The organism is Corynebacterium sp. sy039, from assembly GCF_007904105.1.
GTDB lineage: Bacteria > Actinomycetota > Actinomycetes > Mycobacteriales > Mycobacteriaceae > Corynebacterium.
Map to the genome: position 1 here is coordinate 723,477 of NZ_CP042325.1, position 13,433 is coordinate 736,909.

Genomic DNA, 13,433 nt, shown 5'->3' on the forward strand with positions numbered 1-13,433 from the left:
CAATCGATACCAGCTTTTTTGTATGGGGCTAAGGTGCGTTTTACTTTGTGTGGTTTTCTTTATCGAAAATTGTCGCTGTGCTTAGTTCTTGTTCCTGCACAAAGAATAATGCAATGACGGAAAGAACAGCGAGAGGAATGAGATAGAGGAATACCGGAGTAAGCGCATCATTATAAGAAACTGCAATGGCATCTTGGAATGGCTGCGGTAGAGTTGTTACTGTTGCTGGGGTCAAGCTGCTTGTATCCATGCCACCGCCTGTAGCACCTGCTAGTTGGGACATATCAATACCCATGTGTTGTGCTTTAGCAAGTGCTTGTGGAATAGCAGTGCTTAAGTGATTTTTGAGTCCGGTTAAGAAAATAGAACCGACAAGAGCTGCGCCAAGGCTACCGCCAACTTGGCGGAAAAAGTTATTTGTACCAGTAGCAGTACCCACGTGAGACAAGGAGAAAGAGTTTTGGACAATCAGTACCAAAACTTGCATGGTGGCACCAAGACCAAAACCGAATACTGCTAGGTAAAGTCCTACTTTCATGAGTGAGTCGTCGGCAGACATAGTGCTGAGCAAGAAAAGCGCGAGTGCCATAATGCTTTGCCCTAGAATCGGAAAGAACTTATAGCGTCCTGTCCGGGTAATGATATTGCCAATGGCAGTGGAGGTGATGATCATGCTTGCCATCATTGGAATCATCATTAATCCAGCTCGGGTAGGAGAGAGATGATGAACCATCTGGAAATATGTGGGCAGATAAGCAATAGTTCCGAACATGAAAATTCCAGTAGAGAATCCAGCAGCTGTGCAGAGGATAAAGTTTTTATTCTTAAAAAGCTCAATGGAAATTAATGGATTAGCGACTCTGCTCTCAACGAAGATGAAAATAATGCTGAAAATAATACATACGCAAATAAGCGAAATGATCGTGGTGCTTGTCCAGGCGTAATCACGTCCGCCCCAGGTGATGAAGAGAATAAGGGCAGCTGTTGCAATGGACATGGTGGCTGTACCTAACCAGTCCACCTGGAAGGTTTGTTTTTTAGTAGGTAGTTTTAGCAAAATGCTGATGGCGATGATTGCGATCAGTCCTAGTGGAACGTTAAGCCACATTCCCCAGCGCCAGCCAGGGCCGTCGGTAAACCAACCGCCTGCTAGAGGGCCAAGCACTGAAGCAAAACCAAAAACTGATCCCATGACACCCATGAATTTTCCACGTTCACGAGCACTGGTGACCTCAGCGGTAATAGCTTGGGACAGAATCATCATGGAACCAGCTGCAATACCTTGGATTGCACGACCGATAATAAGGATGGGCATTGATTGTGCAAGAGCACCGAGTATTGAGCCAATGATAAAAGTGATATTTGCCCCAATGAATAATGGTTTTTTATTGAGCTGGTCACCGAGTTTGCCGAAGAACGGCATGGCGATAGTTTGTCCGAGTAAGAAAGCGCTAATAACCCAGGACATATGATCGACGCCGCCAAGCTCACCGACGATCGTCGGTAGTGCGGTGGAGAAAATCATTTGCCCAAGTGCACTCATGAGCATACTGAGCATGAGCGTAGAGATAATTAACCACACACGGGAATTGGTGCTGGTGTCTTTTTTATAATCGGTAGTGGTCGTAGTCGTGTGAGTCATTTTATTCTTTCTGATGCAAGAGTTGATAGTGAGTCAAGATTGTGGTGGCATTTACGCCTTAACGTGGCAAAACTTTCTTTTGGTGAATCTATCCATTCCATAAAGCCGAGATGAACAGCGTAAAAAGCAATTTTTGCAATATGGTTTGCCTCATGCTCCACAGAATGCATGGTCAATATCCTTTGCTCTGGGTAACGCGTGAGATATTGAGTGAGCAATTCATGTAGATTACTAAAGAACTCGTGATGGTTTGCTGAAGAAAGATGGGCTAAACTTGGGTTTTCTCGTCGGATATGCTTACGACGACGTAAAATTTCCGCAGCGGTAGTTTCATCAACAAACTGTGCTGAGATCGTATTGTCAAGATAGAGTTCCATAGTGGCGGCAATGAGATCGCTATGTGGCTGACTGAGGAATTTTTCTTGTTCTTCAGCAGGAATATCTCTTGGCGGGGTGCCAATAATGGCTGCTTCCTTGGACTCGACATAGTTGAATAATGTGCGTCGTGAGATTTGTGCTGCTTGGCAAATATCTTCCACCGTGACGTTATTGAGTCCACGCTCAATGGCGAGCCTGGTGGCATGTTCTTCTATAGCCTGGCGGGTTTGTTGCCGCTTTCTTTCTCTTAGGGAGAGTGGTTCATTAGTCACTAAAATAAACTTAGTATAAAAATGCACGGAGTGCAAAATTAAACTAAGTGTATAAAAGTGTATTACAGTGTGAAGCTCACAGTCTGTCCAGGAACTAATTGTGCACAGCGATCACAAGATTCTCGCGTCAAAACTGCAATCACGGGATACCCGCCAGTAACTGGATGATCAGCACCAAAAATAACAGGATCGCCGCTAGGCGGAATCTGAATACACCCTCGAACCATTCCCTCACTTTGTAGTTCTTCGGTCTTGAGTCGTTCAATCGGCTGTGGAGCCTGTAAGCGGATGCCGATACGATCTGACTCTGAAGTAACGCGATAGCGTTGCTGCAAAAAGGATCTCACCGTAGTGCTACTAAACCAATCATCCCGTGGACCTAAGGTGACGGTAAGTATTTCATGCTGCTTGTGCTGCCATAGTGGTGGCAGTTGGCGTAGCGTGGGATACCAATTGTGCATTGCCAAAAACTCACCTGTGTCATAAGCGCAGTGGGCAGTATCGCCAACAGACAATGGGGCAGGGCCAATGCCGCTGAGTCGATCGCTGGATGCAGATTCTAAAATCGGGGTAACGGCAAACCCGCCACGAATAGCAAAGTAGGTACGTAACCGAGAGTCTGCATGGTCAAGCGTGATGACATCACCAGCCTGAACGTCAATAATGGCTCCGGTATAACTATGCGTTTTTTTGCCAGCAGCAGATGTGATGCTAATGAGTGAATCTGTGCCATAAAAAATGATATGTGCTGCGGCATGAAACCGAACACTCAACCCACCCATGAGTACCTCAATTACTGGTGCATCAACGGTATTGCCGAGTGCTGCATTTGCGCGGGCTGCACAGAAACGATCAAAACTGCCAGAGCTGCTCACACCAAGCTGCGCATAACCCCAGCGACCACGATCTTGGTAGAGGCTGAGTGCACCTGGAGAAAGTACATCAAAAATAGGAAGGGACATTTATTTTTCCTCCACAAAACGCACAGTATCTCCCGGAGAAATCAATGACGGTGCTGCTTTATTAACATCCCAGAGAGTGCTTGTTGTATGACCGATAATTTGCCATCCGCCAGGGGATTGATGCGGATAAACTGCACTAAAATGTCCAGCAAGAGCCACGGAACCGGCAGGTATTTTCGTACGTGGGGTAGCAAGGCGTGGAATAGAAACCGGTCGAGGTGCATGAGCGTGGTGCGTTTGCTCAGCGACGAGATACATAAACCCAGGGGCAAAACCACCAAAAGCAGCATACCAGCGAATCTCGCTATGCCACTGTGCAACCTCATGTTCGGCAATGCCCAAATGATGCGCTACCACACCAAGGTCAGGGCCGTCATAATGAACTGGAATAGTGACAGTTTTCCCGTCATTCATTGTTGCTGGCAGGCAGTGAATATCAATACATTCTAATTTTTTACTCAATGCGCCAGGGGTGAGTCGGGGAGAATCAACTGTAATAACGATGGTTTCTGCAGCAGGCACAATATCAACAACATCACGTGAATACTCAGCATTGATGTGGGCATACATTGCAAGGACACAATCGAGGATACGAGGATGGGTGGCGGTAGTGTCTTGTCGCTCAAATGTAAGGATCAGAGCGCTATCGCCATACGGTTGTATAATCATGCGCTAATTTGTACACCTGCACTAGATAGTTCTTTTTTAATCTGTTGTACGAGCAATAATGCTTGAGGATTATCGCCATGCACACAGATTGAATCTGCTTGAATGAGCAAAGAGGAACCGTCACTGGTTTGTACTGGCTGTTGCGTTGCTAGGGCTAATGCTTGTGCAATAACTACATCAGCATTGGTATGCACTGCGCCTTGCTGAGAGCGCGGCACTAATGTGCCTTGATTCGTATAGGCGCGGTCAGCAAAAGCCTCTTGGATAACCTGAAGACCTGTCTTTTGAGCCCAGTGAACAATCTGAGAACCTGCTAAAGCCATGAGCTTGAGCTGGGGATTAAAATTTATAATTGCATCGATTACCGCACGAGCTTGCTGCTCATCATGCGCAATAGTGTTGTATAGCGCACCATGCGGTTTAACATATTCAAGACGAGCTCCTGTACTGCGTGCTGCTGCGTCGATAGCACCTAATTGATAAATAATTTCTGCATAAAGTTCTGTGTAGCTATAGTCCATACGACGACGACCAAAGCCGGCTAAATCACGATATCCCGGATGGGCGCCAATGCGAACACCATTGTCATGTGCATTCTTTACTGTGCGCAGTAAGGTGATTGGATCGCCTGCATGAAAACCACAGGCGATATTGGCACTGGAGATGAGCGTCAAGAGGTCATCATCACAACCTAAGTGGTAGTTACCAAAGCTCTCGCCAAGATCAGCGTTGAGATCTATCTGGAAAGTTTGAGTGGACTTTGGTTGTGCGTCGGAAGAAAAAGACATGGATTATCCAATCAATAAGTAAGTGTTAGTGAAGTAGCTCAAAAACTCCGCCGAAAGAGCGCCATGCAAGGAACCAGGCGATAACCACGGCAATCATGCCGATGACGATAAGCCAACGTGGATAGCGATAACCATGCAATATACTGTGCGAACGGAAACAAGCGACAAAGATAATCACACTAAAGCCAATGGGGAGCACTAAACCATTGAATGCGCCGGCAAATACTAGAAGTAGCGCAGGGGCAGTACCTACAATAATGAACGCAACACTAGAAATAGTGATGAACACAATGGTGACGATATTTTGTATCCGCACATTATCTGCTTTATTAGGTACAAGGAACGTAGCTGACGTGTAGCTTGCCCCAATCACTGAACTCAATGAAGCGGCCCAGAGCACAAAACCAAAAATGCGCAGTCCGATTTCGCCTGCTGCAACTTGGAATGCGTAACCAGCTGGATTTGCTGCATCGGTTAAGGAAACACCAGCGCTAACTACACCGAGAACCGCAAGGAAGAGCACGATACGCATAATACCGGTCAAAATAATGCCAGTTATTGATGATTTGCTCAGTGCAGAAACTTTCTCTACCCCAATATGACCTGAGTCGAGCATACGGTGTGCGCCAGCATAAGTGATATAACCACCGACGGTACCGCCAACCAAGGTGGTGATGGTGAGCCAGTCGATTGTTTCAGGTAAGACTGTGTTGCGCAATGCTTGCCCAACGGGTGGGTGGGAGACAAAAGCAACGTAGCAGGTCAATACCATCATGGAAATACCTAGCACGACGAGGATTTTGTCAAGGGCGGCACCTAAGTGCTTGAAAATAAAAATAGCAATAGCTAATGCTGCAGTGATGATACCACCAATTTTTGGATCTAGGCCGATCATAGAATTAAGCCCAAGCCCGCCACCAGCTATATTTCCGATATTAAAGACAAATCCGCCTATGGCAATAAGAGCCGACAACAACCAGCCTAAACCTGGTACAACACGATTGCCAAGTTCTTGTGCGCGTAGACCAGAGACTCCAATGACGCGCCATACATTAAGCTGAATGGCAATATCGAGCAGAATGGATACGACAATTGCGAATGCGAAAGCAGCGCCTAACTTATTGGTAAAGGTGGCTGTTTGGGTCAAAAACCCTGGCCCGATGGCACTGGTGGCCATGAGAAATACTGCACCCATAATGCTGCCGCGTGTTGTTGCAGTAGCAATTGCTTGTTGTGCGTTGGGCTGTGGGGATGATGACTGTGATTGTGCAGGTGTAGCCATGTCTGCTCCTTTGCAAGGAAAGTACAGGGAAGTACAAAGTACACGGAATAGAGTTGTTAAAAGTATAGTCAACTCCCCGCTACGTAAAGACAAAAAGTAGCGGGGAGCTATGTGATACTGGATATGGCCAGTATTTATAGGTGATTCACATCACGAAATGTGTGCGTGCTTATTTATCGCGGTCAGTATTTGCCATGGAAAGCACGTCGAGACGCTTATCAAGTTCTTCCTCGGTAAGTTTCTCACCATCAACAAAGCCCAAATCAATGACCGTTTGGCGAATAGTCTTACCTTCTTTGAGCGCTGTCTTTGCTACTTTCGCTGCATTCTCGTAGCCGATAGCAGAGTTAAGTGGGGTAACAATAGAAGGAGAAGACTCAGCCAAAGTGCGCATATGCTCTACATTTGGCTCGATACCATCAACAAGACGCTCAGCAAAAACACGAGCTGTATTAGCAAGCAAACGCGCTGACTCAAGTACGTTACGTGCCATGAGAGGAATATACACATTAAGCTCAAATGCGCCTTGGGAACCACCAAATGCAACAGCTGCATCATTACCAATTACCTGGGCAGCCACTTGGGTTGCAGTCTCGCACAGCACTGGATTAACCTTGCCTGGCATGATAGAAGAACCAGGCTGAAGGTCAGGAAGACGAATCTCGCCCAGGCCGGTAAGTGGTCCAGAACCCATCCAGCGGATATCATTAGCGATTTTGTTGAGTGAAATAGCAATAGTACGCATTGCGCCGGAGAACTCTACAAGCGCATCACGATTTGCCTGTGCCTCAAAGTGATTGACGCATTCACGCAAGTCTGATAATCCAGTCAGATTAACGAGCTCAGCAGTAACTTTTTCGCCGAAGTCTGCTGGTGTATTCAGACCGGTTCCTACAGCAGTACCACCGATAGGCAATTCGCCCAAGCGTGGTAGCGTTGCCTCTACGCGCTCAATTCCTGCTTCAATTTGGCGAGCATAGCCAGAAAATTCTTGTCCAAGTGTTACTGGAACTGCATCCATGAGGTGAGTGCGACCAGACTTAACGACGGTTTCCCATGCCTTTGCTTTAGCAGCTAAAGACTGGTGTAACACCTTAAGACCTGGGATGAGATCTTTAACAGCTGCTTCTGTGGCGGCAACATGAGTTGCAGTAGGGAAAGTGTCATTAGAGGACTGTCCCATATTGACATGGTCATTAGGGTGTACCTCTACGCCATTATTTTTAGCAATGGAAGCAATGACCTCGTTGGTGTTCATATTAGATGATGTACCAGAACCGGTTTGGAACACGTCGATAGGGAACTCTGCATCATGTTTACCATCGGCAATTTCTTGAGCTGCGCTAATGATTGCGTCTGCTTGTTGCGCGTCGAGTAAACCACGATCTTTATTAACTTTGGCGCAGGCTGCTTTGAGTAGCCCCATCGCGCGAATCTGTGCAGATTCTAGACCTTGACCAGAGATAGGGAAGTTTTCAACAGCACGTTGTGTTTGGGCACGCCATAGTGCATTAACTGGGACTTTTACTTCACCCATTGTGTCGTGTTCGATACGATACTCAGTCATTTTTCATCACTTTCTGTATATGTGTTCGGATATGAAGTCTTATAGTCAGATACTCTGGGCAAACCTGCTTAGAATTGCTTAGCATACAGAGCAACACCACAAGTATGGACTATTTTTTCTTTTCTTGATAGCTCTGGGGTATCTCTGGGGGCACCAAAGACATAGCAGATCTATATCTGTTTTATTCTGCGTAGTCGACAACAGAGTATTCAGCAAGTTTTGGCAGCTTATGCACAGATTCAATATAGCGAATTGTTCCGGAGCGAGATCGCATAACTAATGAACGTGTGGTGGCTCCGTTTTTGCGATAAGACACTCCACGCAGCATATCGCCATTAGTGACACCAGTAGCAGCAAAGAAACAGTTATCAGATCGTACGAGATCATTAGTTGTGAGAACTTGGCTCAAATCATGCCCTGCCGCACGTGCTTTCGCAGCCTCTGCCTCATCTTTTGGTGCAAGCATTCCTTGAATTTCGCCATCCATGCACTTCATAGCGCAGGCAGCGATAATTCCTTCTGGTGTGCCACCAATGCCCATCATAAGATCCACGGAATTAGAATCTTGTGCAGCAGATACGGCACCGGCGACGTCACCATCACGAATAAGTCGCACTTTTGCTCCTGCTTCACGGATTTCTTTGATCAAAGTGATATGGCGTGGACGATCAAGAACCACAACAGTAACGTCGCTAGGCGAAATACCTTTAGCCTGAGCCACAGCCTTGATGTTGTATTCTGTAGGAGCAGTAATGTCGATTTTACCTGCAGCTTCACTGCCTACTGCGATTTTTTTCATATAAAACACTGCAGAGGGATCATACATGGAACCACGTTCTGCAGCAGCAATAACAGAGATCGCATTAGGGCGTCCCTCAGCCATGAGCGTAGTGCCATCAATGGGGTCGACAGCAATATCAACCTCAGCACCTACTCCAGTACCAACTTTTTCACCATTGAAGAGCATAGGTGCTTCGTCTTTTTCGCCTTCACCGATGACGACGACACCATTCATCTCTACCGAGTTGATGAGCTTGCGCATTGCATCAACGGCAGCGCCATCACCTTCGTTTTTCATTCCACGACCAACCCAGCGACCAGATGCTAATGCGGCAGCTTCGGTAACTCGAACCAACTCGAGTGCGAGATTACGATCTGGTGTCTCGGTAAGATGAACGTTCATGAACGTATGCCTCCTGTGGCAAAAAGGAATCTAGAATGTCAATTATTCTTAACACACGGATAATTTTTTGCTTCCTTATCCGTTTTTAATTCTTCCATTCTTTCTTTTGTTTTTGTGGTACCACTACACCCGTATAAGGGCAATATAGTGGTTATTGCGTCTAAAATATCCTCTTCCTTGCTTTCGACGCACGGAAAGTCCTGATAGCGGGTGGAAATTTTATGGCGAAAAGTGTTTGTTAGATATGCCACGCTGTTTATGAGCTAACGCTTAAAAAGCGAAACGTGCCATACTGGATTTGTGGCTGAAGAAAAACCGAAAATCTTTCAAGACGGACGCGATATGTTTTACTCAGTAGGAGTAATTGTTGTCGTTATGGTTGCGCTTGTAGCTTTTACAGGTATGTGTAGTTTTGATCGTAAAAGTGCAGAGCACGTTCCGGTCACAAAGATTGATGCTCCCGCCTTTTTTTCTTTAGAAGCACGAGCAGCTACTTTTCCAGTGCGTTTGCCAGATATGCCGCAGGATTGGACAGTTAATTCGGCGCGACGTGCTGATATAGCGGGTTCGCCAGCTCCTGTCGTGGGATGGGTTTTTTCAGAGAACGATAAAGATGGTTATGTGCAATTAGTGCAAACAGATTTATCTGTGGCAGAAATCGTAGAAAAATATGATGAGAATGTTCGAGAGATTGCGCGAACCTATGAACTTGATGGTGAGACTGTCCAGGTAGCTGCTGCGTCAGATAAGAAGGTTCGTGAGCTACGCATTATCGATTTAGCGGACGTACGATTAGTGGTTACTGGTGCTGCTACTGAGGCACAGTTTAACGAGGTGCTGCGCCAAACAATGCGCGCACAACCATTAGATACTGCAATGTAGCCCATTGATAATAGGCAGGGGGCTATTCGGCTGTTTCGTTTTGCGTCGGATGTTGTGCTAGTACGTTCTCAACCTTATTTTTTGCACCGGCAAGGTGCTGTTCGCAGCATTTTGCTAGTGCTTCACCACGTTCCCAGTATTTTAATGATTCGTCGAGGCTCATTTGTCCAAGCTCTAGTATTTTTACAACTTCAATGAGTTCAGCACGAGCTTGTTCATAGGAAAGTGTTTCGACAGCAGCAAAATCTGCATCATGTGTACCGCTACCGATTACATCTGGGTTCTGGGAATTCATAGTATTCATGCTAATGGATCCTTTGGTTAGTATGCATAAAGATAGGAATGAGAGTGGGATTAGTCTGCTTTATGGGTTTGCATAGCAGCTGCACTGATTGAGCCATCGCTGACTCTGATCCGTAGTTGGCTACCGGGAGGTGCTTGTTCAATAGAGGTAAGCACTTCAGCTGCATTGCTATTGCGTGAGATAACTTGTGCAATTGCATAACCACGAGCAAGTGTTGCTGAAGGTCCGAGAGTGCTTACTTGATTACGAAGATTAGTAATGGTTGTTATTTCATTGCCGAGTAAAATTTGTATTTCTCTGCGTAATCTAGAGTGTGCTTGGATGAGTTCTTCTTCTCGGTTTCTAATGAGTGCATAAGGGTCTTTGAGCACTGGTCTATTCGATAAGACATGGAGATGATGCAACTCATTATGTACCCAATTGCGTAGTGCACCGGCGCTACGGTTACGCAGTTGAGTGATAAGTTCTTGTTCGGCGTGTGCATCGGGGACGACGCGCTTGGCGGCATCAGTAGGAGTTGCAGCGCGCACATCAGCAACATTATCCAGCACAGGGTTATCTGGTTCGTGCCCAATCGCCGAAACGACAGGTGTAGTTGCTTGTGCAACAGCGCGCTGGAGTGCCTCTTCTGAAAACGGTAATAAATCTTCAACGGAACCTCCGCCGCGGGCAATAATAATCACGTCGATGTCAGGGTCGGCGTCGAGTTCCCCCAAAGCTGCAATGACTTCCGGGACGGTTCGAGGACCTTGCACTGCAGTATTGATGACGCGAAAATCGACGTTGCTCCATCGCGCTTGGGCAACGGAGATTACATCTCTTTCTGCTGCAGAACCACGACCAGTGATAAGACCAATTTTTCTTGGCAAGAGCGGTAAAGCGCGTTTGCGTGCTGGGTCGAATAGACCTTCGTCGGCAAGCTGCTTGCGTAAGCGCTCAATTTTTGCGAGCAATTCACCAATGCCAACAGGACGAATATCGGAGATGAGCAGTGAGAATGTACCACGACCTTCATAGAAATTGGGTTTGCCAAAAACGACCACTCGATCTCCGTCCTGGGGTCGGGTGGGTAATGTCTTTAACAATTGGGTAGGGCAAGTGAGGGAAATACTTGCTTCTACCTGAGGATCTCGCAGTGTTATATAGCTCATTTTCCAGTTGGGTTTGGAATTAAGCTGTGTAATTTGTCCTTCAACCCAAATAGAACCCAAACGCTCAATCCAGCTTTTGACTTTTGCGTTTACTTCACGCACTGGCCACGCATTTTCTGGACTAGGTGATTGCTGAGTCATGCGAGCCCTCCTTCATTGCTGATTGTCTTGAGATGTATGTTCTATATTAATAACTTCATGCGACATATCGGGAAATAGGTATTGAACAGTGCAGATGAAGAAAATGAATCTGTAGTTTAAGCTGGTTGCTATGGTTTTGCCGACAACTGCCACTTCCGCTACTTTTTCAGCTACGCATAGCATGGGAGATGATATGCCGTCACAAGGAAAAAAAATCTTGCTCGCAGCGCCGCGTGGTTATTGTGCGGGGGTGGATCGAGCCGTAGAAACTGTGGAACGCGCATTGGAGAAATACGGTGCTCCGGTATATGTTCGCAAAGAAATTGTGCATAATCGCTATGTCGTCGATACTTTAGCAGAGCGCGGGGCTATTTTTGTTAATGAAACTGATGAGGTTCCTGAGGGAGCAAACCTGGTGTTTTCTGCGCACGGTGTCAGCCCTGCGGTACATGAAGAAGCACGCGAGCTTAAGCTAAAGACTCTTGATGCTACGTGCCCACTGGTGACTAAAGTCCATAATGAGGTTAAGCGCTTTGCTCGCGACGGCTACCATATCCTTTTGGTTGGCCATGAAGGTCATGAAGAAGTGGAGGGGACTGCAGGGGAAGCTCCAGAAATTACGCACCTTGTAGATGGCGTTGCTGGAGTGGATAAACTTCCTGAGTTCTTGCATAACGAAAAGCTTGTGTGGCTTTCTCAAACCACACTTTCTGTTGATGAGACAATGGTTATTGTGCAGAAGCTCCATGAACGTTTTGATAATCTGCAGGATCCGCCTAGCGATGATATTTGTTATGCCACACAAAATCGGCAAGTTGCTGTCAAAGCTATCGCTGAGCAAGCGCAGTTGGTAATTGTGGTGGGTTCTCAGAACTCTTCCAACTCAAAGCGCCTGGTGGAGGTGGCTTTACAAGCAGGTGCTGATCATTCTTATCTTGTTGATTATGCGCACCAGATTGATCCAGCTTGGCTAGAAGGCGTGGAAGTAGTAGGAGTAACCTCAGGAGCATCAGTGCCGGAGATTCTGGTTCGTGATGTTGTCTCATTCTTGAATGAACGTGGTTATGGTGAGGTGGAAGAGGTATTAACAGCTGCTGAGAAAATTACTTTCTCGCTGCCACGTGATCTACGCCCGCCTCGAGCATAAAACCGCCGCGCGTACATTAAAGCGACCACTGCAGCTTGTGAGTGGTCGCGCTAGATTATGCTTTGGCACTTCCTAGCAAGTATCTAGCTGTATAAATCTCGGTTGAACGAACGACGTTTTTCTTGACGAATACGAGAAGATGTGTGTTGCGGAGGAACCTGAGAGTTCTCATCATGCGGCGAGTTTATTACCTGTGGAGTGCGGATATTCTCACGTGAGCGAAGTGGGCGTTCACTATGGGGGTGCGCCTTGTTGCCTGTAGTATTTTCTGCTGTGCTGTGAGTTGTAACATCACGTTGGGTATGCTGCTGTGTGCGTTGTGGACGTGGAGCGTAGGTACGTGCTTGACGTCGTTGTGGATCACGCACAGTGGTAGTTTTTGCTGTTCTTGAGCGATTTTTCTTGCGCAAAAGTTCTTCTACAGTCACTGCGTTAGCATTTTTTGCATGACGACGTACCCGTTGCGTCTGTGAACGAGCTTTTTGTGCGGTAGCGACATTCCGCTGGTTTTGGTGCTTTTGTACGATGCGATGCTCTTGGGCATGAGCAGCACTACGCTTTGCACTAAGCTGCAATAATCGGATACGCAGAAAAGCAATAATGATGACTGCTACGGTGATAATGGAAAAAATGGGGAAGTGCTGGGCAAGTGGATAGACAGCGGTAATAATACGGGTTTTGCTTATCCCCTCGGCGCTATTTGTTGTGGAAGCGGAAACGACCCACCATCCAGTGAGGATGGTGAATATGCCAAAAATGATCGGAATGCTCGAGACTGTAAGGAAAAGATCCTGTGGCCTGGTAACAAGTGCAATTCCTATTGCTGCGATTACAAAAAGAACAAAGTAAGGCACTCCGATTGCTGCACTATGAACACTGATAAATAGCCCAATGAGTAAGGCACCAGAGAAAATGAGTAGTGAACACCATAATGGAATGCCAAAGAATGGCGTAGTACCTTGATTCTTCAAGCCACTCGGCGCCCGATGTTTTTGCATAGAATGGTACGTCACAAATGACTATAGTACCTGTTCGCGGCTTATTTCGTACACATATAGGCAACGT

General features: G+C 46.6%; 13 protein-coding genes. 2 read left to right on the forward strand and 11 right to left on the reverse strand.

What is annotated here, in order from left to right; all coding sequences use genetic code 11:
• Positions 1-40: 40 nt before the first annotated feature.
• The 8 genes from FQV43_RS03280 to glpX all read right to left on the reverse strand — a co-directional run bounded on the left by FQV43_RS03280 (position 41) and on the right by glpX (position 8,743).
• Positions 41-1,642: an MDR family MFS transporter gene (locus FQV43_RS03280; protein WP_146338850.1), complete on the reverse strand. Its 1,602-nt coding sequence runs from the start codon at positions 1,640-1,642 to the stop codon at positions 41-43.
• Positions 1,639-2,292 (reverse strand): TetR/AcrR family transcriptional regulator, encoded by a 654-nt coding sequence (locus FQV43_RS03285; RefSeq protein ID WP_168195029.1) that lies wholly within the window; start codon positions 2,290-2,292, stop codon positions 1,639-1,641. The genes FQV43_RS03280 and FQV43_RS03285 overlap by 4 nt, the downstream gene beginning before the upstream one ends.
• A 62-nt stretch (positions 2,293-2,354) precedes the next feature.
• Entirely contained in the window at positions 2,355-3,254 is a 900-nt protein-coding gene (locus FQV43_RS03290) for a biotin-dependent carboxyltransferase family protein (RefSeq protein WP_146338854.1), read from the reverse strand.
• The gene (locus FQV43_RS03295) at positions 3,255-3,923 is read right to left on the reverse strand and encodes an allophanate hydrolase subunit 1 (RefSeq protein WP_146338856.1); all 669 of its coding nucleotides are present in this window, start codon (positions 3,921-3,923) and stop codon (positions 3,255-3,257) included.
• A complete protein-coding gene (locus FQV43_RS03300) occupies positions 3,920-4,711 on the reverse strand; it encodes a LamB/YcsF family protein (RefSeq protein ID WP_146338858.1) in 792 nt (263 codons plus the stop codon). Before FQV43_RS03300 ends, FQV43_RS03295 begins: the two co-directional genes overlap by 4 nt.
• A gap of 25 nt (positions 4,712-4,736) precedes the next feature.
• Positions 4,737-5,993, reverse strand: coding sequence for an NRAMP family divalent metal transporter (locus FQV43_RS03305; protein WP_146338860.1), 1,257 nt, complete (start codon positions 5,991-5,993; stop codon positions 4,737-4,739).
• A 169-nt stretch (positions 5,994-6,162) separates the two neighbouring features.
• Complete coding sequence (locus tag FQV43_RS03310; protein ID WP_146338862.1) at positions 6,163-7,560, reverse strand: class II fumarate hydratase; 1,398 nt, start codon at positions 7,558-7,560, stop codon at positions 6,163-6,165.
• A 181-nt stretch (positions 7,561-7,741) separates the two neighbouring features.
• Complete coding sequence (gene glpX, locus FQV43_RS03315) at positions 7,742-8,743, reverse strand: class II fructose-bisphosphatase (RefSeq protein ID WP_144274431.1); 1,002 nt, start codon at positions 8,741-8,743, stop codon at positions 7,742-7,744.
• A gap of 300 nt (positions 8,744-9,043) precedes the next feature.
• Here glpX and FQV43_RS03320 point away from each other — a divergent pair, with 300 nt between their 5' ends.
• Positions 9,044-9,625, forward strand: a complete 582-nt coding sequence (locus FQV43_RS03320; protein WP_246846951.1) for a DUF4245 domain-containing protein — start codon at positions 9,044-9,046, stop codon at positions 9,623-9,625.
• A gap of 22 nt (positions 9,626-9,647) precedes the next feature.
• Here the strand turns inward: FQV43_RS03320 and FQV43_RS03325 are convergent, their stop codons facing one another.
• On the reverse strand, positions 9,648-9,920 hold the full coding sequence (locus FQV43_RS03325) for an exodeoxyribonuclease VII small subunit (RefSeq protein ID WP_144274959.1): 273 nt from the start codon (positions 9,918-9,920) through the stop codon (positions 9,648-9,650).
• Between the two features lie 59 nt (positions 9,921-9,979).
• Complete coding sequence (xseA, locus tag FQV43_RS03330) at positions 9,980-11,221, reverse strand: exodeoxyribonuclease VII large subunit (protein WP_146338864.1); 1,242 nt, start codon at positions 11,219-11,221, stop codon at positions 9,980-9,982.
• 130 nt (positions 11,222-11,351) lie between these two features.
• Between xseA and FQV43_RS03335 the strand changes: the two genes are divergently transcribed.
• Entirely contained in the window at positions 11,352-12,368 is a 1,017-nt protein-coding gene (locus FQV43_RS03335; protein ID WP_144274435.1) for a 4-hydroxy-3-methylbut-2-enyl diphosphate reductase, read from the forward strand.
• An 83-nt stretch (positions 12,369-12,451) separates the two neighbouring features.
• Here the strand turns inward: FQV43_RS03335 and FQV43_RS03340 are convergent, their stop codons facing one another.
• On the reverse strand, positions 12,452-13,366 hold the full coding sequence (locus FQV43_RS03340; protein WP_168195030.1) for a DUF6542 domain-containing protein: 915 nt from the start codon (positions 13,364-13,366) through the stop codon (positions 12,452-12,454).
• Between the last annotated feature and the right edge of the window lie 67 nt (positions 13,367-13,433).